18 protein-coding genes are annotated in these 21,358 nt (G+C 60.4%); all 18 read right to left on the reverse strand.

The genetic code is table 11. The features are described from left to right. Positions 1-13 precede the first annotated feature (13 nt). The gene (locus ACJ8OK_RS02915) at positions 14-712 is read right to left on the reverse strand and encodes a pesticin C-terminus-like muramidase (protein WP_442530379.1); all 699 of its coding nucleotides are present in this window, start codon (positions 710-712) and stop codon (positions 14-16) included. 198 nt (positions 713-910) lie between these two features. Then, positions 911-1,393, reverse strand: a complete 483-nt coding sequence (locus ACJ8OK_RS02920) for an Hcp family type VI secretion system effector (protein WP_004934962.1) — start codon at positions 1,391-1,393, stop codon at positions 911-913. A 304-nt stretch (positions 1,394-1,697) separates the two neighbouring features. Then, positions 1,698-3,203, reverse strand: a complete 1,506-nt coding sequence (tssC, locus tag ACJ8OK_RS02925; protein WP_004934958.1) for a type VI secretion system contractile sheath large subunit — start codon at positions 3,201-3,203, stop codon at positions 1,698-1,700. Between the two features lie 3 nt (positions 3,204-3,206). Then, complete coding sequence (tssB, locus tag ACJ8OK_RS02930) at positions 3,207-3,743, reverse strand: type VI secretion system contractile sheath small subunit (protein WP_015378282.1); 537 nt, start codon at positions 3,741-3,743, stop codon at positions 3,207-3,209. Between the two features lie 122 nt (positions 3,744-3,865). Next, complete coding sequence (tssA, locus tag ACJ8OK_RS02935; protein WP_033632729.1) at positions 3,866-4,897, reverse strand: type VI secretion system protein TssA; 1,032 nt, start codon at positions 4,895-4,897, stop codon at positions 3,866-3,868. Positions 4,898-4,920: 23 nt separating this feature from the next. After that, positions 4,921-5,640 carry a type VI secretion system-associated protein TagF gene (tagF, locus tag ACJ8OK_RS02940; protein ID WP_004934950.1) on the reverse strand — a complete coding sequence of 240 codons (720 nt, stop codon included), beginning with the start codon at positions 5,638-5,640 and terminating at the stop codon, positions 4,921-4,923. 18 nt (positions 5,641-5,658) lie between these two features. Further along, entirely contained in the window at positions 5,659-9,294 is a 3,636-nt protein-coding gene (gene tssM / locus ACJ8OK_RS02945; protein ID WP_442530380.1) for a type VI secretion system membrane subunit TssM, read from the reverse strand. After that, a complete protein-coding gene (locus tag ACJ8OK_RS02950; RefSeq protein WP_004934945.1) occupies positions 9,294-10,496 on the reverse strand; it encodes a DotU family type VI secretion system protein in 1,203 nt (400 codons plus the stop codon). The genes tssM and ACJ8OK_RS02950 overlap by 1 nt, the downstream gene beginning before the upstream one ends. A 21-nt stretch (positions 10,497-10,517) precedes the next feature. Then, complete coding sequence (gene tssK, locus ACJ8OK_RS02955) at positions 10,518-11,864, reverse strand: type VI secretion system baseplate subunit TssK (protein WP_085336807.1); 1,347 nt, start codon at positions 11,862-11,864, stop codon at positions 10,518-10,520. Positions 11,865-11,904: 40 nt separating this feature from the next. Further along, positions 11,905-12,435 carry a type VI secretion system lipoprotein TssJ gene (gene tssJ / locus ACJ8OK_RS02960; RefSeq protein WP_050501247.1) on the reverse strand — a complete coding sequence of 177 codons (531 nt, stop codon included), beginning with the start codon at positions 12,433-12,435 and terminating at the stop codon, positions 11,905-11,907. A 29-nt stretch (positions 12,436-12,464) separates the two neighbouring features. Continuing rightward, positions 12,465-12,965: a type VI secretion system accessory protein TagV gene (gene tagV / locus ACJ8OK_RS02965; protein WP_033632731.1), complete on the reverse strand. Its 501-nt coding sequence runs from the start codon at positions 12,963-12,965 to the stop codon at positions 12,465-12,467. A 48-nt stretch (positions 12,966-13,013) separates the two neighbouring features. Beyond that, positions 13,014-13,406 (reverse strand): DUF4150 domain-containing protein, encoded by a 393-nt coding sequence (locus ACJ8OK_RS02970; protein ID WP_004934933.1) that lies wholly within the window; start codon positions 13,404-13,406, stop codon positions 13,014-13,016. A 16-nt stretch (positions 13,407-13,422) separates the two neighbouring features. Continuing rightward, entirely contained in the window at positions 13,423-14,058 is a 636-nt protein-coding gene (locus ACJ8OK_RS02975; protein ID WP_442530381.1) for a DUF3540 domain-containing protein, read from the reverse strand. Between the two features lie 30 nt (positions 14,059-14,088). Then, on the reverse strand, positions 14,089-15,156 hold the full coding sequence (locus ACJ8OK_RS02980) for a pentapeptide repeat-containing protein (protein WP_442530382.1): 1,068 nt from the start codon (positions 15,154-15,156) through the stop codon (positions 14,089-14,091). Next, positions 15,153-17,705: a DUF2169 domain-containing protein gene (locus ACJ8OK_RS02985; RefSeq protein ID WP_442530383.1), complete on the reverse strand. Its 2,553-nt coding sequence runs from the start codon at positions 17,703-17,705 to the stop codon at positions 15,153-15,155. The genes ACJ8OK_RS02980 and ACJ8OK_RS02985 overlap by 4 nt, the downstream gene beginning before the upstream one ends. Positions 17,706-17,876: 171 nt before the next feature. Continuing rightward, positions 17,877-18,377, reverse strand: coding sequence for a hypothetical protein (locus ACJ8OK_RS02990; RefSeq protein WP_015378272.1), 501 nt, complete (start codon positions 18,375-18,377; stop codon positions 17,877-17,879). Positions 18,378-18,478: 101 nt separating this feature from the next. After that, positions 18,479-18,868 (reverse strand): DUF3592 domain-containing protein, encoded by a 390-nt coding sequence (locus ACJ8OK_RS02995; RefSeq protein ID WP_004934914.1) that lies wholly within the window; start codon positions 18,866-18,868, stop codon positions 18,479-18,481. 10 nt (positions 18,869-18,878) lie between these two features. After that, positions 18,879-21,218 (reverse strand): type VI secretion system Vgr family protein, encoded by a 2,340-nt coding sequence (locus tag ACJ8OK_RS03000; RefSeq protein WP_060559822.1) that lies wholly within the window; start codon positions 21,216-21,218, stop codon positions 18,879-18,881. Between the last annotated feature and the right edge of the window lie 140 nt (positions 21,219-21,358).

A 21,358-nucleotide genomic window follows, 5' to 3' on the forward strand; every position in this document is an offset into this window, starting at 1 on the left:
TGTGGCGAATTCCTTAGCGATAGTTTCCATTTAAATAGAGCTCGACTTCGTAATTTCTTCTGTTTATCAGCCCTTTCATCACTTTTCCACCTGAGGTAATGGCACGTTTTATTTCTGTCATTGCATCAGATATTTTGCTCTGATTAATGAATGCTGCGACGTTGTTGAGTCGACCACCTGGATTATAAGCAAAGGAGACTAACGCATCAAACTCTTGTTGTGTGAGTGGAACAAGAATTTTATTCCTAACAGCTCTTTCATAGGCAGGTACTATAAATTTAAGTAGTTCCGTTTCCTGTGTGTCGGTTAAAACCACTAAATTGTGATTTTCTTTCGCGAAATCTTTAGCTTGCTGATGATGTAACCCGGCGGCTGCACTGATTTTATCTGCAGTTGCGTTGTCTAATCCAATCGCGATCATGGTATTTTTTATTGATTCTATAGAGCGAGCTTTCATATCATAACCCGGCCCCAGAGTGACCCCGCTTGCACCGCCAGGCCAATGTAGGTGGTTACTTACTCCGCGCCATGCTTCAATGTTAAAGATAAACCTTAAACCGCTTTGTGAAATGCCCATAGCTCCGGGACCTTGACGACCTGCACTACCACCGATAGGAGGTTGTGGTGCTCGAGTTTCGACGTGTGAACCCAGGGCTAAGAATGTTTTTCGACCAGCGATGCCGTCAACATGCAGACCTTTTTTACGTTGCACTTTTTTTACTGCTAATTCAGTCTTTAGACCGAATATGCCATCAGAGTTAGGAATAGCCCCTGTTTATTAAGCAATTCTTGCAATGATTTTACGTGATTTCCTCTGTCACCTTTTCTAATCGCTTTCATCATGATTTCCTTATCTAAAAAACATCGCTTGCCAAACCAACCTCCCCATAATGGGGAGGTTGTATAACAATTAAGCTTCGCGGTTTTCCTTGATGTTCCAACCTGCGCTGCTTTCGGCACCTTTGCCGCCTTTGTCGCTCTGCTCCCAGTACTGCTGTTTCACTTTCGCCGCCTGGAAGGAGTAGGTGACGCCCACGGTGTCTTCGCCGCCTGCACCGGTGTACTGCACGGCGGTGACCAGCACGTCTTCCAGAGTGATTTTTGCGTATTCAACCTGGGTGCCGCCCGCCTTGCAAACCGACAGCTCAATCTTGGTCAGGTGTTTGCCGCTTGAGCAGTGTTTCAGCAAGGCCGGGGTTGACTTGTCGATCAGCGCGTTGACGTGCAGATCGTTGAAGCACACTTTGCCGGCGCCACCGCCGCCGCCAACGCCCATATTGCCCGGTTGAGAAGCGCCCCAGGAGAAAGAAGTAATGTCGGTCCAGCCTTTGTGATTCGAATCTTTGGATTCGCCGCTGGCACCTTCAACTTTCAGGAACATATCAATAGCCATAGTTTCTTCACTCTTTATTAAGGGTTAACAGTAGTATTAACGTTACGTTGAAAAACTCAGGTAATAGCAGCAGGAATTGCAAGTGTGGTAATGCATTACCAATTTATATCCTTGTGCCATGCACCTTCTTAAATACCGAAAACTATCGGTACAGGTTACCGAGCCACTATTAAGTGCTAATGGCTCAATGCTTAATTATTTCGCGTTATCTTGGTTCCACATGCGATCCGGGTTTTCTGCGATAGGCTGACGATGAGGTTGATACATCAGCCAGGCCGCGCGATCGCGGCCTGACTTCAGTCCATCAGGACGCGTCGTTTTGTTTCAGCGAAGGCAGCTTCGACACCAGGCGCAGGGAGACGGTCAGGCCTTCCAGCTGGTAGTGCGGGCGCAGGAAGAACTTGGCGCTGTAATAGCCCGGGTTGTCTTCAATCTCTTCCACCTGCACTTCCGCCGCGGCCAGCGGTTTGCGCGACTTGGTTTCCTGCGAGGAGTTGGCCGGATCGCCGTCCACGTAGTTCATGATCCAGTCGTTCAGCCAGCGCTCCATATCGTCGCGCTCGCGGAAGGAGCCAATTTTGTCGCGCACGATGCACTTCAGGTAATGCGCGAAACGGCAGCAGGCGAACAGGTACGGCAGGCGCGCGGAAAGCTGGGCGTTGGCAGAGGCGTCGGCATCGTAATATTCCGCCGGCTTCTGCAGCGACTGCGCGCCGATAAAGGCGGCGAAGTCGGAGTTTTTGCGGTGCACTAGCGGCATAAAGCCGTTCTTGGCCAGCTCGGCTTCGCGGCGATCGCTGATGGCGATCTCGGTCGGGCACTTCATGTCCACGCCGCCGTCGTCGCTCGGGAAGGTGTGGCACGGCAGGTTTTCCACCGCGCCGCCGGATTCCACCCCGCGAATGGCGGTGCACCAGCCGAACTCTTTGAACGAACGGTTGATGTTGGCGGCCATGGCGTAGGCGGCGTTGGTCCAGGTGTAGTTGCCGTGGGTCGCGCCGTCGGTATCTTCTTCGAAGTCAAACTCGTCCACCGGGTTGGTGCGGATGCCATACGGCAGGCGCGCCAGGAAGCGCGGCATCACCAGGCCCAGGTAGCGCGCGTCTTCCGATTCGCGCAGGCTGCGCCAGGCGGCGTACTCGGTGTTCTGGAAAATCTTGGTCAGATCGCGTGGGTTGGAGAGCTCCTGCCAGGACTCCATCTGCATCACGCTCGGTGCGGTGCCGGCGATGAACGGGCAGTGCGAGGCGGCGCCGATCTTGGCCATTTCGCCCAGCAGCTCCACGTCCTGCGGGCTGTGATCGAAGTAGTAGTCGCCCACCAGGCAGCCGAACGGCTCGCCGCCGAACTGGCCATATTCTTCTTCGTAGATTTTCTTGAAGATCGGGCTCTGATCCCAGCCCACGCCTTTATAACGCTTCAGCGTGCGGCCCAGCTCCTGCTTGGAAATGCTCATGAAGCGGATCTTCAGCATCTCGTCGGTTTCAGAGTTGTTGACCAGGTAGTGCAGGCCGTGCCACGCGCCTTCCAGCTTCTGGAAATCGTCGTGGTGAATGATCTGGTTGATCTGCTGCGACAGCTTTTCGTCGATTTCCGCGATCAGCGCCTGGATGGTGCGATAGGCGTCGGAAGAAACGGTGACGGTATTTTCCAGCGCCTGCTGCGCCAGCGTTTTCACCGCGTTCTCGACCGCTTCTTTGGCCTGATCGGTCTTCGGCCGGAACTCTTTGTTCAACAGCGCGCTGAACTCATCGCTGGAAAAAGTCTCGGTGGTTTGCAACGCATTTTGTTGCTGAGGCGAGTTGCTCATCGATTAATCCTCACGCTCGTTGTTGTCATCGTTAACCGCCGGCTTCGGCGCGTCGGTCAGGGATTTCAGCAGCGCCGGGTTTTGCAGGATCTTGGAGATCAGCTCCTCGGCGCCGTTCTTGCCGTCCATGTAGGACAGCAGGTTGGAAAGCTGGGTGCGGGCATCCAGCAGATTGTCCAGCGCGTCGACCTTGCGGGCGATAGCGGCGGGGGAGAAGTCTTCCATGCTTTCGAAGGTCAGATCGATGTTCAGCTTGCCTTCGCCGGTCAGGGTATTGTCAACCTGGTAAGCGACGCGCGGCTTCAGCGATTTCATGCGCTCGTCGAAGTTGTCGACGTCGATTTCCATGAACTTGCGCTCTTCCACGCTGGCTTGCGGATCGACCGCTTTCCCCACCAGATCCGCCATCACGCCCATCACGAACGGCAGCTGGATTTTGCGCTCTGCGCCATAAATTTCGACATCGTATTCAATCTGTACGCGCGGCGCGCGGTTGCGGGCGATGAATTTCTGCCCGCTGCGGGATTTCGAGTTTGACATGATTTACTCCATCTAATGGCGATTGGGAACGCGCCTCGTCCGGCTGGGAGAGTCAGGTTCTGATTCGGGTCTGCGCAGGGGCAGACGGTATCGGGTGTCGTCAAGAGAACAAAAGTCGGCGGCTAGCTGTTCTCCTCGTGGTCGGGGCGACCGAGAATGGTCTCCAGTTGGTTAAGCCCATCGGGCGCCAAATCGCGGACGATTTGCATAAAGTCCAGCGCAATCAGCCGCTGGACCCGATCGATCATCAGCGGCGCCGGGTGGCTTGGCTCATGAAGACGAAAATAGTTTTTCACCTTGTCCAGCATCAGCTGGGCGTCGTCGCGCGACTGGATCTGCGCGCTGCGCCAGTTGAGTGGGGCAGAGGCGCTCTGCACGGCGGCCGGTGGTTGCTCAGCGGCGGTTTCCTGTGTGGCGTCCGCTTCGGTGGCGGCCGGGGCCTCGCTCTGGCCGGCGAGCGCCACCAGCGAAAAGACCTTGGTCAGCGCGCTCATTTCCGGCAGCGCGCTTTCACCCAGATGGCGGGTCACTTCGCTGCGGATGGCGGCCAGGGTGTTGGCGATGTGCATCACCAGCGCGCCTTCGGGGCGATCCTGCTGCGCCAGTTCATCCTGCAGCCGCGCACGGCCGCCGGGAAAGTTGGGGCACTCTTGCTTGCTGCCGTCGAGCAGGGCGCCCGCATCGCGCAGCGAGATTTCACCGGCGGCGCTTTTCAGCAGCGGCGCGGCGCGCACGCTGGCGGCCAGCGCGGCCTTGTCGCCAAGGTCGGCCAGCGCGTTGATGCGAAACAGCGGGTCGGCCTCGCCGTCGAACTCCAGCGGCGGCTGCAGAGCATCCCAGTAGCGGAGTATCGCCTGGTGGATCAGCGTCAGCCCGTCGGCATAGCCCGGCAATCCGCGCAGCTGGGTCCAGGCGCGGGTGAGATACAGCATGACGCGCAGGTCTTTGGTACGCGCCAGCAGCGAGCTTGCGAGGCGCTCGACCTGCACCCAGTCCGGCGCCTCTTCCGGAATGATGGTGCTGCCGAACTGTTGTTCGGCCTTGCCGGTGGCGGCGCGCGCCATGGCCAGAAAGTCGGCGTCGTATTCCAGGTTGTCGCCGCAGGGTGTGTCCGCGTCAACCGGGGCCAGCAGGGTATCGGTGTCGATAGCCATAAAATTTCCTTCAACGAGCGATGTTAATCAAACATTTGCGGGTACTGGCCGCCGCGGCCGGGGCGCGCCCAGCCGTTGGGCTCGAACAGCAGTGAAAACAGCTGCACGGTGAGGTTGCCGCTGTGCACGTGGGTGTAGAGCGGGTGTCCGTCGGCCTGGTTGGTCCACCAGAAGCTGGTGTACTGCGCCGGATCGAAACAGTCGGCGGCCTGTTGCCAGCCGAGGCCCGGTACGTCCGGATGCTGGAACCCGATAATCGACAATATCTCGGAGTCCGCTTCCGCCGGCGGGCTGGGCAGCGCCGGGATCGCCTGCAGCGTGCGGTCGATCTGTTCGGCGGAGAAGCCGTTGCGCACACCGTTCAGCAGGGTATGGCCGAGCTGTTGGTACCAGCTCGCCGCCATGTTCAGCTGTTGCGGGCGCCAATCCTGTTGGCTGAACAGGCGCAGCGCGCAGATGGGGTAACGCCGCCCGACGCGGTCGCGCGCCGGCAACAGGCAGCCCATCTGCACGTACTGGCTGCCGAGCGTGGCGGGGATCACGAAGTTCCACACCGGCGCGTTGCTGAACGGGTGATCGTTTGGCCCCTGCGCATCGCGCTGCAAATTCACCAGCCCGTTATGGAACCAGTGGGCCCAGTTGTTGATCACCGGGTCAGGCAAACGGCGTTGCAGGAAGTCACCGGCGGAAGGAAGTTTGCCGTACCAGCCGATGCTCGTCGGGGCGCTTGAATCAGTGCTCATGGTCATGTCCTTTCGGGGCTACGGGCACGAGAAGGCCGGCAGTTGGAACGGATTGCGAATGCTGTTGGGCGTGAACTCCAGCGTGACGCGGTGGCCGTCGAGATTGAACGTCGCCTGACGGCCGAGGCCGCCGGTGCCCGAAGACTGCGCCATATCCACCAGGCGGTTCAGCGCCCACGGCCCGCTGGTCACCAGGCTGGCGGTGGTGCCGTTGGCCAGCGCCAGCTGCAGATGCACCTGGTTGGTATTGCGGGTGCCCGGCCAGCTGACCACCAGCGGCACCTGCGGGCCGTGGCTGTATTTGAACAGCTGCCCGTCGATATCCAGCGTCAGGTTGAGGATGTCGTTATCCATCCGCACCGGCCGCACGGTCACGCGGTACGAGGGCGTCGCGGTACCGTTGGCGAAGAAGCCGTCGCGGATGCGCTGCGCCTGCTGGAACGAACGCAGGATGCCTTCGCCGCCGGGCAGCGTCTTGCCGTCCACTCCGGGGGTAAAGCGCCAGTTGGCGCGGGTAGTGTCGACCTTGCCCTGCAGGTTGTCGCGGAAGAAGCTGTCCATCAGCCCGCTGTTCGGCGCGAACATGCGCGCCAAATCGTCCGGCGTCACTTCCTGGCGCGCCCGGGCCACCAGCGGATAACGCCCGGCGATCGCCTGGCGGCAGAAGCTGCCGACCTCGAAGCTGATGCGCTTTTTCACGTTCTCCATCTCTTTGCGCTGGGTGTCGCTGCTGGCGCCGATCGCCAGTGACAGCAGCATCTGTTTGAACGGCACCGGCAAGCGGCCGGACTCGGCCTGCAGGCGCGGGATGATGTCGCTCGGCGGCGCCGACATGCCGCTGTTGGCCGCGCCTTGCACCGCCGTCAGGTAGCTGTACAGCTCATCGACCTGTTTCAGCACGCTGTCGAAAGGGATCGCCTTATTGCCTTCGCCCTGGCTTTGCGCCAGCTCCAGCAGCGGCGCGAAGTGCGCCATCACCAGCTGTTCCGGCTGGGCCGACACGTCGCCGTCGGCGTTGGCCGGCCGGTTGGTGAACAGCGCCTCCAGCGTGCGGTTGGCGTTTTGATTCAGCCTGTCTTCGGTTTTGGCCAGCAGCGAGCGGGAATCGGCGTCGCTTTTCTCGTCGCGCAGGGTGACGTTTTTGCTGACGTTGACCAGCAGGTTGCGCATCGGCGACGGGTTGCCTGACAGCAGGCGCGCGCTGCTGATGCGCTGGGTCAGGTTGCCGATGTTGGCCAGTTGGATATCCCCCAGCAGCTCATCCCAGGCGCTGATGAAATCCTGCATGTACAGCTGGCGGATGGTCTTGGTCAAATCGGCGCTCTTCTGCTCCGGCGTCTGGCTGTTCAACACCCAGACGTCTTCCTTGCGCAGGGTATCGGTCACCGGATCGATGTTGTCGTTGAACGCTTTCCAGTACCCTTGCGAGGTGAACAGGCCCGGCACGCCGTCGGTGACCGGTTTGCCGCTTTTGCGGCTGAACGCCAGCTCGGTCTGCGGGCCGGCCAAATCGACCAGGCTGACCGGCTTGATGTCGGTCTGTTTCAGCAGCAAGCGCTTGAGGCGGCCATAGACGCGCTGCGACAGCGGCGCCCGATTGATGGCGGCCTGCGCCTGCGCCACCAGCTGTTCATCTTTGGCGTAGGGCGAGGCCTGGATCTGCGCATCCAGCAGTTGGCTCAGGTGCCATTCGATCTGTTGCAGCTGTTTTTGGGTGCTGCCCTGCGGCAGGTTGCGCTGCAGGTTGAGCATCACCCAGGCGCGCAGGAATTTGCCGTCGTACTGCTTCGGCAGGTACAGCATCTGGTAGGCCTTCAAAGCTTCATAGCTGAAGTCCGCGTCGCCGTGGTTGTCGTTGCGCAGCGTGGTGGCGATCTGTTGCGCCACCTGCGGCAGCAGCAGCTCTTTCAGCGCTTTTTGGTACAGGGCATTGCCGGCGTCACCGACCTGATCGCCGCGGAACAGCCCCATGCGGTAAGTGAACGGCGGATCGTCCAGCGAAAAGTTCTGGCTGTCCGGCAGGTGCAGCAGGCTGTTGAGGAACGGCAGCAGCGAGAACATGTCGCCGTTGCCCACCTGCGTCAGGTTTTGCCCCTGGCGCTCGACGCTGGGCACCTTGGCGGCCACTTCCGCCAGGTAGGCCTTGTTGTTGCCGTAGCTGGTGAACCAGAGCATCGCCAGCACCGCCAGGATCACCGCCAGCGCGATGTAACCCGCCCAGTGCAGGGCGCGGTTGCGGTATTCCCACCAGCGGTTGCTGCCCGCCAGCCCGGACTCCTGGAAGATCACCGATTCCAGCGTCTCTTTCAGGAAGAAGCTCTGGCCCTTGGCCGCCGGGATCGGCGTTTCCTGGCCCACGCTGTCCCAGGCCGCGTTGGCCTGCGCCCCTGAGTTGGCCGTCGGCAGCTGCAGGTAGCGGTTCAGTTCGCCCATCACCCGGTCGAACGGCAGCCCCTCTTGGGTGCCGCTGGTGAAATAGATGCCGCGCGGGGTAAAGCGGGTTTCAAAACTGGAGGTGGCGAACACCTGTTCCAGATAGTGGCCGAGCAGCGGGCGCAGCGCGGCGAATTCCTGCGGGAACAGATAGCTTTCGGCGCGTTGGCGCGCGTCGTGCTCCATCAGCAGCGTATCCGGCAGCGCCGCATCCAACCGTTGTTGCAGCAGGGCGTATTGCTGTTCGAAAGCGGCGTTCAGGTTGAAGTCCGGCTGCCGCGAGCGTTCGTAAGGGAAGGTGAATCCCCAGATCTGGTCGCGCTGCGCTTTGTCGAAGCTGCCGAAATAGGCCATAAAGCCGTTGAGCAGGTCGGTTTTGGTCACCAGCACATAGACCGGGAAGTGAATGCCCAACTGTTCGTGCAGTTCGATCAGGCGTTTGCGCAGCGCGCTGGCCTGGGCGGCGCGCGCTTCGGCGCTGTCGCTCAGCAGATCGGCGACGCTGATGGTGACCATCACGCCGTTGATTGGCTGGCGGGTGCGATATTTTTTCAGCAGCGCGACGAAGCTTTGCCATTCGCCGGCGTCTTCTTCGCGCTGGCTTTCCTGGGTGGTGTAGCGGCCGGCGGTGTCGAGCAACACGGCGTCGTTGGTAAACCACCAGTCGCAGTTGCGGGTGCCGCCCACGCCGCGCAGCGCGGATTTGCCGAAGCGATCCGCCAGCGGGAAGTGCAGGCCGGAATTGACCAGCGCGGTGGTCTTGCCGGCGCCGGGCGCGCCGATGATAACATACCACGGCAGTTGGTACAGGTATTGGCGGCTAAAGCGGGTCATCCAGCGGTGTTTGCCGTCGCCCTGGCCCGGTGCGAAGCGCGCCTTTTTCAGCAGCTGCGCCGCTTCGTCGAAGCGCTGCGCCAGCTGATCGTCTTGTTTAACCTCTGGCTTGCCGTCTTCCGCCGGCACCGTTTCGGCGGCGCGCAGGTTGCTCAGCAGGCGGCTGTTGAACCAGGCGCTGTAGAGGCGCGGGATCAGGCGGCACAGGAACCAGATCAGGTAGATGACGCCAATGGCGATCTGGCGGTTAAGTTCCGGCTCCAGCGGGCGATAGTCGCCGATGGCCACCAGCGGGCCGATCATCCAGATGATGAACGCCAGCGCGGTAATGCCGACAAAGCCCCACAGCAGGCGGCTGGTGATGATGGAGAATAACGTACTGAGCATTACTTTCCGGTTCCTTGCGGCAAGCCGTTGATTTCCGCCTGGGTGTTTTCCGGGGCGACCAACAGCGTAATTTCTACCCGGCGGTTCAACGCGCGGTTCACTTTGTTATCGTTCGGCGCGACGGGGTTGCTCTCGCCGCGGCCCTCGGCCTTGACCCGTTGCGGGTTGGCGAGGTGTTTTTGCAAGCGGGCGCTGACCGCTTCGGCGCGCGCCAGCGACAGCTCCCAGTTGGAGGCGAAACGGGCGCTGCGGATCGGCAGGTTGTCGCTGTAGCCGGTGACCAGGATCTTGCCGCTGACGCCGTTCATGGCGGCGGCGATGCGGTCGATGACCGGGATATAGTTGGCGCGCACCGTGGTGGCGGCGGAGTCGAACAGCCCGTCGCCTTTCAGGATCACCACGCTTTGCTGCGCTTCGTCGCGCACCACCACCAGCCCTTCGGCGATCTCTTTGCGCAGGAAGCTTTTCAGGCTCAGCGTCGGCGGCGCGGCCGGCGCCGGGTTACCGATCGCCACCTGCGGCAGATTGGTTTGGTAAATCGCCGCCAGCACCGGGCTGGTGTTGTCGCCCAGCCGCCAGTTGAGGGCGATGAACAGCAGCGAAGCCAGGAAGCCGGTCAGCGCCACGCAGGCCCACAGCGGCACCAGCGGGCGCCACAGTTTTTGCTGTACCGGCAGATCCAACGCATGAGGCGACAGGGGAGGGGCGTAGCCGCCGCGCACCGTCCGGATCAGCTGCAGCAAGCGCTGTTTCATGGTTTCCAGCTGAGAACGGCCGTTTTCCATGACCCGATAGCGGCCTTCAAAGCCCAGCAGCAGGCAATAATTGATCAGTTCCAGCAGGTTGATGTGCTCACGCGGACTCTGCGACAGCTTGGCCAGCAGTTGGAAAAACTTTTCGCCGCCCCAGGTTTCGTTATGGAAGGTCACCAGCAGCCCGCTGCCGGACCACACGCTGTTGCTGCCCCACGGGGTCAGCGCCGCCGCTTCATCCAGCGCGGTGCACAGGCAATAACGCGCGCCGATGATCACTTCGTACGGCAGATTGGCGCGTTGGCCGCGGATCTCGAAGCGGCGCATTTCGTCGATCAGCTGTTGGCGCAGCTGCGCAGGGTTGGCGTGCGTGGCCGACTGGCGGATCTGCGAAATGGCGTTCAGCAGCGGGTTGGCGGCGTCCACCAGCGGATTGGCCGCTGGCGCCATGCTATTTTCCTGAGTCATAGGTTACCGGTCCGTATGGCTGCGAATCGCCCAAAATTCCATGTCCAGCCCCGGGAACTCACCGGCCAGATGCAGGGCGAAGGCGCTGGATTTTTCCATCTGTTTCCACAGGTCGCCGCCTTTTTCCAGCTCGAAATAGGTGTAGCCGGCGTGATAGGGGATCTGACGCGGCGCGGCGGGCATGGTGCGCAGGCCGATGCCCGGCAGCTGCAGCTGCACCAGATCGCGGATGCGCGTGACCGGGGCGATCTTCATCTGCGCCGGGAAGTGGGTCAGCAACACCTCGGCGGCCACGTCGGCGCGTACTGCCAAGACGAAACCGAAGTCGCGCATCATTTTGGTGTCCTGCACGGTAGCGACGTTCAACCCGTGGGATCGTTCGACCAGCGTCAGTTGAATGGCGTTGTCTTCCAGCACCACCGACAGGCCCTGACGCAGCAACAGCATCAGCTTACCGAAGCACAGCGCCAGGTTGTCATGGTCGTACACCGGCAGGCGGCCTTCCGGGGTGCGCTGCGCCGAGAAGCTGGCGAGCTCGGTGGCGAACTGCAGCCAATCGGCGAACAGGCGTTCCGGGTGCAGATGGTCGAGGTGATAGGCATGGCTCACCTGGCCAAGATGACGGTTGATCAGCTGCAGCAGCATGAAATCGACCATTTCGGAACTGCCGCCGCGGCCCGGCTGCAGCAGGCGCTGGCTCATCTGCTGGCTGCGCTGCTGCAGCAGGCCCTGCAGGTCGTTGATGAAGGTTTTCAGTACCGGGTTGCCCTGGCAGTTCAGCATCGGCGGGATTTGCGCCGTATCAAGACGCAGGCTGTTGTCGCCGCGCTTTTCCAGCACGCGGGTAACGCTGAGCGCCGTCCATTCGGCGTTCAGCTCGCTCTCCAGCATCAGCCGCAGGCGCAGGCGACCGAATTGCAGCGCCGCGCTGCCCACCGAGACGGCGTTGAGATCGTCGACTTCGTTCTCGTAAGCCAGATAGCGCGCCAGCGCCTCCGGGCTTTCCTGAAAGATCACGTCTTCACGCCCTGCGCGGTAAGTCGGCAGGGCCAGCACCACGTTTTCACCGGTCTTGTTTTCGGCGATGCTCAGCGGCGCGGGCGCCTGCTGGGCACCGGCAAAGCGAAACGGCGTGCCGTCCGGCATGATGCCGCTGGCGGCGTTGAGCGCAATCTTGCCCTGGCGCAGCAGCGTTTGGTCCAGATCCAGGGTCAGGAACCCCCAGAAACAGCCGCTGTGGGCCTGGCCCCAGTTGCGCATATAGCCTTCGAGATAGTTTTCCGCCTGCTGGAAATGGTGAGGGCGTAAAAACATCCCCTCAGTCCAGACAACCTTATGAGCATCTTTCATCATCACACCTATAGTTACTTCGCTTCAGCGCAGCGGTAGATCAGTCGACCTTTTTTACGGGGCGCAGGCCATTCACGCCCGCGACGATATGCGCTTCCAGCTCATCCGGCGAGAATTGCCATACCTTGTAGAAATTGGTTTCGGTGGGTTCCGGCAGCGGCAGCGAAATGCGCCAGGCCTTGCCGTCCAGGTTTTGATACTCGGCGATCACGCCGATGTAACGCGCGTCCAATGCGCTTTGCCCGCTGAGCGTCTTGCCGGTCTGGCCCGGCGTCAGGAAGAACTGATCGCTGTCCAGCAGGCTATTGCCGAGCACGCTTTTGGCGTCGTTTTGCAGACTGAAGAAGTCGGCATCCATGAATTCCGCATCCGAACGCAGCAGCAGCACGCGAATTTTTATCGGCGCCGGTTGCGCGCCGGCGGCGGCGTTGACCTGGCGATCGGCATCGAACACCAGGCTGTAGCGCGACGGCACGCTTTTGGCGGAAGACATGCAACCGCCGAGCGCCAACGCGCCCAGCAGCAGAAACAGCATCCCGCACCAGCGGGAAGCGATAGGGGTCGTCATCATGGGAATCTCGTCGCCCGCAGGCGTACTGACTACTGGAGGATCCAGGTGGCTGAGCCGGCGTTTTTACACGCCTTGCTGTCGCCGCCGACTTTGACGCAGTCCTGTTTGGCGGCGCGCGCGCGGCGCGGCAGATCTTTGCGCAGCGTTGATTTGTAGCGCGCTTCCGGCACGCCGGCGTTGGCCTGGATATAACCCACCAGGTCGCCGCCGCGAATGGCGGAGATCGCCAGCCAGTTGTTTTCCACTTCGCCCAGCGCGTAGAACGCGGCGGCGTTGTCCAGGCTGCCGACGGCGGTGCCGGTATAATCGGGGCTGCTCATGATGCTGGCGGCGTACAGGCTGCGGTATTCCTCACCGATCGGCTTGAACTGTTTCGGCGCGCTCACCGCGGCGCGGTGTTTTAGCGTGACGCCATTGACTTCACTGCTGACGATGGCGTCGTTATTGAGCGCCGGCGGCGGTGGCGGCGGGGTGGAGCAACCGGCAAGCGTCAGGGCGGTCAGCAGCGTCAGGGTAATCCGTGTTTTCACAATGTCCTCTTTTTCTTGATTGAATGGCTGTGTAATAAGGCGCCGTCATCAGGGCGCAAGCAGCAACACTTTTAATTGGCTCGGCACGATGCGCATGCCGAGCGCGTTGGTCGAATTCTGCAGGCTGAGGCTGGTCAACCGGGTGGCCGGGGTGCCTTTGAGCAGCACGGTAAAGGCGCCGGTCAGGTGGCGGGACGGCCCCATCACCGTGCCGGAAGCGACGCCGGTGGCCACGCCGGGGTTGTCGCCGTTGGTCAGGGGCGTCACCGTCGCCATGTTGTGCGCCGGGGTGCCGACGAACAGAATGTTGAACGCATTCGGGATGGCGGTCGGCGCCAGGGCGATATCCGGGTAAGGCACGGGCACCGGCGCCGGGCTTGGCGTCAGACAGACGTCGGGAAACGCCAGGTCCACGCCGATCATTTGGCTGTTGGCAAACATAAAAGGCCTCCGCAGGTTATCCGACGTGGATTTGTTCCGAATCCAGCTTGGTGATGTCTTTCGAGGTAATCAGCGTGTTGCGGGCATGAATGCGGGCGTAATCTTCCGCCTGGTAATCCAGCTGCCCGGCGCGCACGTGCTCGGTCTGGCGCACTTTGCGAAACAGCGAATGGCTGATCTGGCTGACCGAATGCCACAGCGACTCGCAGCGTTTGCCGACCAGGCGGCTGAGACTGACGAAGGCAGACAGCTCTTCGCCGCTGTATTTCATCTTGTCGACGTGGCAGTCGCCGCTGTTCGCTTGCAGCGTCATGGCGTCGCTGCTCAGGTTCAGCGCCTGCGCGCCGTGCAACGACAGCGAGCCGTTCGGCGTTTCAATGTGCAGATCGCCTGCGACGCAGAGCCGCGCCGCGCTTTGCGGCTCTGCGCGTTCGAGGACGGCGATCGCCCACAGCTGGTGGCCGCAGCCGGCGACCAGCACGTTATCGCCGAGGGTCGGCGTCAGCAGGCAGCTCGCCGCCCGGCGGCAATGCCAGCCGCGGCCTTCGCACTCCACCACCAGGCTGCCGTCCGGCAACAGGTTGACGACCAGGCCGGCGGCCTGCTGGGGCGGTGCGATGTTGACGGCGCGAGTTGTGTTGGCAACGCTCATGGTGATCCCCTCGTGAAGTGGTCAATGCATTCAGATTCGGCTCTGGCGCTGTGCGCTCCAGGTTTCGGCGGCGTACAGCTCTTCGTCGCGCTCGAGGATCCCGCTGCGATCGCCCCAGCGCGTTTGCTGCTGGTGGGCGCGGTGCATGCGGGTGCGCATAAAACGCGCGCGCCGGAAATCGGCGGCGCCGATGTCGGCGTAACAAAAGTCGGCGTAGGTCAGGTCGCTGTCGCTGAAATCACAGCGCGCCGCGCGGCTGCGCTGGAACACGCATTGATACAGGCGCGCCTGGCTAAAGTTGGCGGCGTCCAGCGTCGCTTCGCTGAAGATCGCCTGATCGAACTGCCCGCTGCGGCACTGCGCGTGGGTCAGATTGGCCTCCAGCCACAGTGACTGCTGCGCTTGCACGCCCGTCAGGTTGGCGCGCAGCAGCGAAGCGCCCTTGAAGTTGCTTTGACGCAACGTCGCCTGGCTGAAATCGACGTCGTCCAGTTGGTTATCGGTAAACTGGCAGGCGATGAGGCGCTGCCCGGCATAACTTTTGCCGCGGTGGTCACATTCGAAAAACGTGACGCGGTCGAAATCAACCCCTTCAAACCTTGTTTCACAGAGAATTAATCGAAAGAACGTGACAAGTGACAGCCTCGTATGACTTAAATCTGCGCCGTCGAGCGGGCTTTCGTAAAAGGTGGTGCGATCGTGCTGAGTGGCGGAAAAATTCGCGCCGGCCAATTGGCATGACATCCAGTGGCTTTGGTTGAGCGACAGCCGGCTAAAGTCGCTCTGTTCAAGCCGGCAGCCGTTGAACATCGTCAGTTCGATATGGCTCTCGCTGAAGCGGCCGCCCGCCATGGCGCACTGATTGAAGGCCGTTTGCTTCAGGTTCGCCCGCGCAAATTGAGCGTGTTCGAGCCGGCAATCGCTGAAGACGCTGTCGCGCAGATCGCAATCGGAGAAGTTCACGCCGTTCAGGTTCAGTTCGTTGAACATGCCGCCGGCCAAATCCATACCGGCGAATGACAGGCCGTGCAAATCCTCACCGGCAATCAGCTCGCCGCGTTTCACGCGCTGGCGTATCTGCTCAGTTTTTGACGTCATACTTCCTTCCCGTTGTGGCGAGGCAATGTTTTCACCCTGGCGGTATAGGCACCGTCGAGCCGGGTTGCCTGATCCACTTGCGACTGCGACAAATCGGCCCGGAACAGATTGGTACCCTGCAGGTCGGCACCTGACAGCACGCATTTTTGCAGGATCGCCGCGATGAAATTGGCGTCGCGCAGGTTGGCCTGGGACAGATCGCAGCGAATAAACAGGCTGCCGCTGCCGTTGGCCTGACGGAAATCGGCCTCGTTCAGCCGGGCTTCCGACAGGTCGCAGTTGTCGAGGCGCGCACGGCTGAAATTAGCCCGCTGCAACGGCATCTGGCGCAAATTGCACTGGTTCAGCGTCGCGTCGCCGAAATCCGCCTGCGGCAACAGCGTCTTTGCCGCGAAGGCGCAGGCGGTGAGGCGTGCGGCGCGGAAGCTGAGGCTTTGCGTCTCGGTATCAACCCAGGCGCAGCTCTCTAGCCGCGCCCGATCGAAGTTCACCGCCAGCAGCCGGCATTTGACGAAGCTGACTTTGTCGAGCCGGGCGTGGCTGAATGTCAGCTGCTCCAGTTGCAGCTCCATCAGCGTAATGTTGGCCAGCGTGGCGCGGTTGAAGTCACACTGCCCGAGCAGGGTTTCGTACCCCAGCAAGTCGCGTAACGACGCCATCGTGAAATCGCAGCGTTGAAACAACGTTTGCTGGATGTTGGTTTCGTGCAACTGCGCGCCGCCGAAATCCGTCGCTTCACATTTCGCCAGGGCCAAGGAGGCGTGGCTCAAATCGGCCTGCTGTAAGACGGCGCCGCTGAGATCGGCGCGCGCCAACATCGCCTCGCGAAGATCGCAACCCACCAATTGGGTTTGGCGCAGATTGGCGTTTTCCAGCAAAGCGCCGCGCAAGTTAGCCTGGCAGAGATCCATACCGGACAGATCGGCGCCGGTGAGATCAAGACCGCTGAGATCCTTATCGCGCAGCATGGCGGCGGCGACGCGTTGGCGAATGATTTGCGCCAGATCGCCACGCAGGCGCAGTGCAGGGCTTTGCGCCTGTGCCGACATTAAATACATTTGGTGCAGCGCGCGCTCGCTTTCCCCCAGCTGTTTGTCGCTAAATGCGTCGGGATGCCTGCGCGCCTCCTGGAACAGCAGATCGCGTTGCTGCTGGTAGCTTTCCGCACCGGATGGCGGCACGTGATCCCCACCGGGGTTGAGCGGATCGATACCCTCGGCTTGCGTCAGCTTGAGCATGTCCTGATACTGCGCCTCGGCCTGGCTTTCCAGACGCTCGACGAATTCGGCGAGCTGGTCCAGCTTCGGCGGCGCCTCTTGCGACGGGCGCGGGAAAAGTTCATCAATGTCTTGCCCCTCGCGCAGCAGACGCTGGCGATGCTCTTCGCGTTGCTGGTGCTCGTAGGCGGCGATATTTTCCGCCATCGGGCTTTGCTGCGTCGGCGTTTCCGTATCCAGCCAGGCGCCGATGCACGCCTCCGGCAGCAACTCTTGCTCACGAAAAGCGTGCAGAGCACCCCGTTCTTTATCCAGCCGCTGGGCCAATACCTGCCGATAATGCGCGGTGGAGCGGGGCTCGCCTTCGGTTTCCAGGGCCGGCATCAGCTGCATCACGTCGGCCGCATCGTCTTCATTGATGCGCGTGCTGCCCTGATAAATCAGCAGCATCTGTTCCCGATGGGGGAAGAACCAGACGGTGGTGTGGCGCATCGCGATCTCTTCGAAATGCGTTTCGCCGCCGCGCAGCCGGTTGATGAAGCAGCGTGCGCGCCACGGCGGCAAATGCCCTTGCTGCACCGGGTCTGAAGGGTGCATGTTCCAAATCCGATAGGCGGCCCGGGGCGGCAAGCTGTCGCGTTGAGGAAACTGCTGATCGCTTTCCGCCATGTTGAACAGGCGCCAGTCGATATCGTTGGCGAAGCCGGGAAAGCCGTTTTTCAACCAGTCGGCGTCGTAGTTTTTGCCGATGCGGGAGAAGCGGCGCGGCCAGGTGATATCCAACGCGTCAAAGCTTGCCGGTTGCGCGCTTTGCCGAGAAGACGCAAGGCGCCCCTGTAGGGATTCAACATTGGGTAGGCGATGGATGCGGCCTTGCGGAAATGTTTCTGGGGTGGCGCCGATGCCGTGCGGATTATCGGCGAACTGTGCGCCGCCGTAAGCCCGGCGCCAGTCCAGACGCATTTCTGAAAAAGGGAGGGGAGTAGAGGGACGATCGTTGATCCAATGGCGATCGCCGAAAACCACCAGCGTTTTTTCCAGCGAATCAAGCTGGATCTTCACGGCGCAAGCGGTTTTGTCTTGTTGATGATGGGTGTAGGCATTGCCGGTGGCGAGAAACTCCGCGCAGGCTTTTGGGATAGCCAAATCGAGCACGCCGCCGCTCAACGTGAGTTCGTCGGCGGCCAACTGCCACAACTCCGGTTCGGGACGCAGGCGCGGGGCTGCCCCCATGTCGGCCAAGGCCAAAACGGAAACGCCCAGATGGTTTTGCCCTTGCCAAGAGAAGGGACGATGAAGCGCGCTGAGGCGCAGAGGTTTTACGACTTTCATTGTGTGTGTAAAGCTTCCTGTGGATATCAGCCGGCAGCCAGGCTGCTTGCTCAAAAACAATCCGTTTTTCGGTTTAATAGATATCAGGCTATGTCACAACAGATGAAGAAAACGATGCGGCGTTCAGAGCCGATCGCCAATGCGGGGAGCGCCCCGCTTCGAAATGGATGATCAAGAGGACAGTGCGTTGTCCTTTCCGCTTATTCCACGAGCCAGCAGCACGGCGGCCACGGACAACGCCGCGGCGATCGCCTTGGCGATCAATTGGCCGGCGCTCTCCAGGTGATAGGGCGCAAAGAAGCCGATGTCATTGGTGCCCAGGATCAGCAGCGCGGCGAGCGCCGCAAAACAGGGCAGCTCTATCGCCAGCGCCAGTCTGCCGGTGGGCGCCGCACCCAGGTAACTCATCAAAAAGCCGGGAAAAATCAGCAATCCGATCAGTTCTGCGGGGGCATTTACCGCAGACATCACCTGCTGGTTGTATTTCAGGAGCGCCAGCATCAGCGCGACAAAGATCAGCAGCCGCACAGGCAACGTGGCCGCTCGGTTGGCCGACAAAAAGGTTTTGCCGATCGCAGCGAGCAATACGCAGCCAACCAGGATGCCAAAGAAGGTAAACAGGACTTGTCCCCAGAGGCTGTCCTGCGTCGAAAAGGCAATGAACGTGCCCATCGTGACACTTCCTTATGCAAGGTGATTTCGCGAACTGATGAACGGTAAGCCGTTTACGGAACGTTGAAATCGGATCGCGTGATTGAAGGGATGCTTTTCGCTCAAAGCCGGGAAAGCTCTTCGATCACCGCTTTTTTGGGATTCTTCGGATCGTACTTTATCGCGATGAAATGGCCCGGCTGATAACGCGGCAGATCCACGACGCTGATCGGGCCTTTCGCCACGGCCGTATGGTTTTTCCCGTCTTGGGCGATGTACTTGACTTCGACTTCGCAGACCGGCCGATTCCCGTCCCACAGGTTGGTCTGGCGAATGCTGACGATTTGCCCTGAGGCGGAAATACCGTTCTCCATCACGCTGAGGGAAGAACCGATATGTTTGAAATAACCCCAGATATCGACCGTGATGAATTTGAAAAAGCCCACCAGGCTGAGAATGGGAGCCAATAAAATCAAACCGATAACGGTGAAAACATTTTTGGCCTTCGACATGGGAGTCCCTTTACAAGAAGATCGCCAGCGCCTTGGTGCTCAATCGTAAGGCACCGTTGGTCACCAGCGCGCCAAGCTGCGTGAACGTCATGGGATCATTACTGAGCTTGAAATTGGTTTTGCTGATCGACAGCGGGTTGTGCGAGATATCCAGCATCGTGTGTTTCAGGCTGGCTCCTGTCAACGCAAGATTTGAACCGTAAAAGGCGAAGTTGGCCCCGGTCGCCACCCATTTCAAGCCGTGGCAGTTATCTTTCCAGCTCGGAGTTTGCACCGATACGCCGTCCGCGCTGGTGATATTGATCGTTTTCGCCTTGATGGTCAGCGTGCCGGTGATCGTGGTGCTCTGATCGTTTTTGTAGGTCTCGGTGACATCCCCGGTTACGGTGGCGGTTTGGCCGCCGCCTTTAATCGTCAATTCCTGCCCGCCGGCGGTGATGGTGGTGTGCTGCCCGCCGGAGGTGATGTTGACCGTCTGCCCTTGCTTGATGGTGCTGGTCTGTTGCCCCTCGGTAATGTCGAGGGTCTGGTTGCCTTTCACCGTGACATGCTGGGTTTGCGTAATGTTTTGCGTCTGCGCGCCGTCGAGCTTGAAGGACTGATTGCCGGTGATGTCGATTTTATCGCCGCCGTCGATAATCGTCAGGTCGCGGCCGCCTTTGATGTTCACCGTCTGGTGAGCGTTCAGGTTGGCGGTTTCCAGCCCATTGACCGTTGTGGTGCGTTTCGCTTTGTACAGGAACGTGGCGTCGCCGGTGACGGTGTCGTCCTGCTGGCGACCGATGGTGGTGGTGCGACTGCCGTCAATATTGACGTTCTTGTCGTTTTCCACCGTCATGTTCATGTTGCGTTCGGCGTGCATGTCGAAAGATTCGTTGCCGGGCGAGTCTTCCAGGAACAGGAAGCTGGCGTTGTCGACGCCGCCGCCTTTGCTGCGGCTCATAAAGCCCATTTTGGTGGCGTCGCCGGGCAGATCCCACGGTGGCATGCTGTCTTCGTTGTAAACGCGGCCGGTGATGATGGGGCGATCCGGATCGCCGTTGATAAAGTCGACCACCACTTCCTCACCGACGCGCGGGATCTGGATCCCGCCGTATTTCCAGCCGGCCCAGGCGCTGGAGACGCGCACCCAGCAGGAGCTGGTTTCGTTGCCGCTGCCGTGGCGATCCCAACGGAATTTGAGTTTCACCCGGCCATATTTATCGGTCCAGATGCTTTCGCCTTCCGGGCCCACCACTTCGGCAGTTTGCGGGCCATGGGTTTTCGGCCAGGGCGTGGTGCGCGCCGGGCGCCAATTGATATCCGCCGGAACGACCTGAAATTCGGTTCGCTGTTCGCCGACGTCGTTATCGTTGCTGGCGTAGCTATTTTCCTGCATGAAGTAATGTGCGCTGACCACCAGGTAGGTGCGGTTGTCTTCCATACGCGGCGCCTGGGTCAGTTGAAAACGATAGCCGGGCGCAATGCCCTGCGAATTGCCTTCGCCGCTCATCTGCTCATGCTGCGCTTCGAACTCCTGTTGGCGAACCTTGACGTAAAACTGGCCATGGGCGTGATCGGTATAACGGCCGGGCCAGTCGAACACCTCGGCTTTGTCCTGAGCGAATGAGGCGGGATTTTGCCGGGCCTCCAGCAACCGCGCGCGCGGCTTGCGAAAATCGTAGTCATCCAGGCTATACAGGCTGGGCGTGATGGCGTCAGAAACGCTCCAGCTGTTGATGCTGTCTTTGTTTTCCACCAGGCCGCCTTCCGCGAGCTGATAGGGAATGCTGGCGTAGCCGGCGAGTTCCTGATGGGCCGCCGGCGCGTCGGCCAGCACCAGCGTATGGCCTTCCCGCTGGTGCGTGAAATAGTAATAGATGCCTTCATGTTCCATCAGACGACTGATGAAATCGAAATCGCTCTCCTGGTACTGCACGCAGTACCCCCAGATGCGGTAGTCGTAACTCAGGCGGTTATCGATTTTCACCTGATACTGCCCCAGCACCTGAGTCAGGATGTCGGGAACGGTCTGTTCCTGGTAGATGCGAAAATCGCGGTTTTGCGTCAGATACCACAGCGTGGGGCGCAGCACGGCGCGGTAGATATAGTAACGGTTGCCGCCGGCTTCTCGTCCGGAGAGGGTCATGCGCGTGATATTGCCGTTGAGATAACGCGGCGCCAACGGATTGCCCCGCAGTTCCAGCGTGATTTTTTGTCCCAGCAGCGCTTTCAGATCGAGCCGATTGTCGGGGCTGAGCAGCTCGACGTCGAATTCGAACAGGCCGGCCAGTTTTTCCTCACCGGAAAGGCTTCTGAACAACAGCTGATGGGCGGGCAAAGGCGTGTGCGCAATGATAAGACGATCCATACTATTCCCCGGTTTAGGCATAGCTACCGCACGAGAATTGACGCGCGATCCCGATGGCGTATCTGTCACGAATGGAGACAGGAACTGACGAAAGATTTAACAAAGTTTACACAAAGGCACGATTTGTGCAGTCTACAATA

The sequence above is a fragment of the Serratia sp. CY71090 genome, assembly GCF_052166845.1.
In the GTDB taxonomy this organism is placed as follows: Bacteria; Pseudomonadota; Gammaproteobacteria; order Enterobacterales; family Enterobacteriaceae; genus Serratia; species Serratia nematodiphila.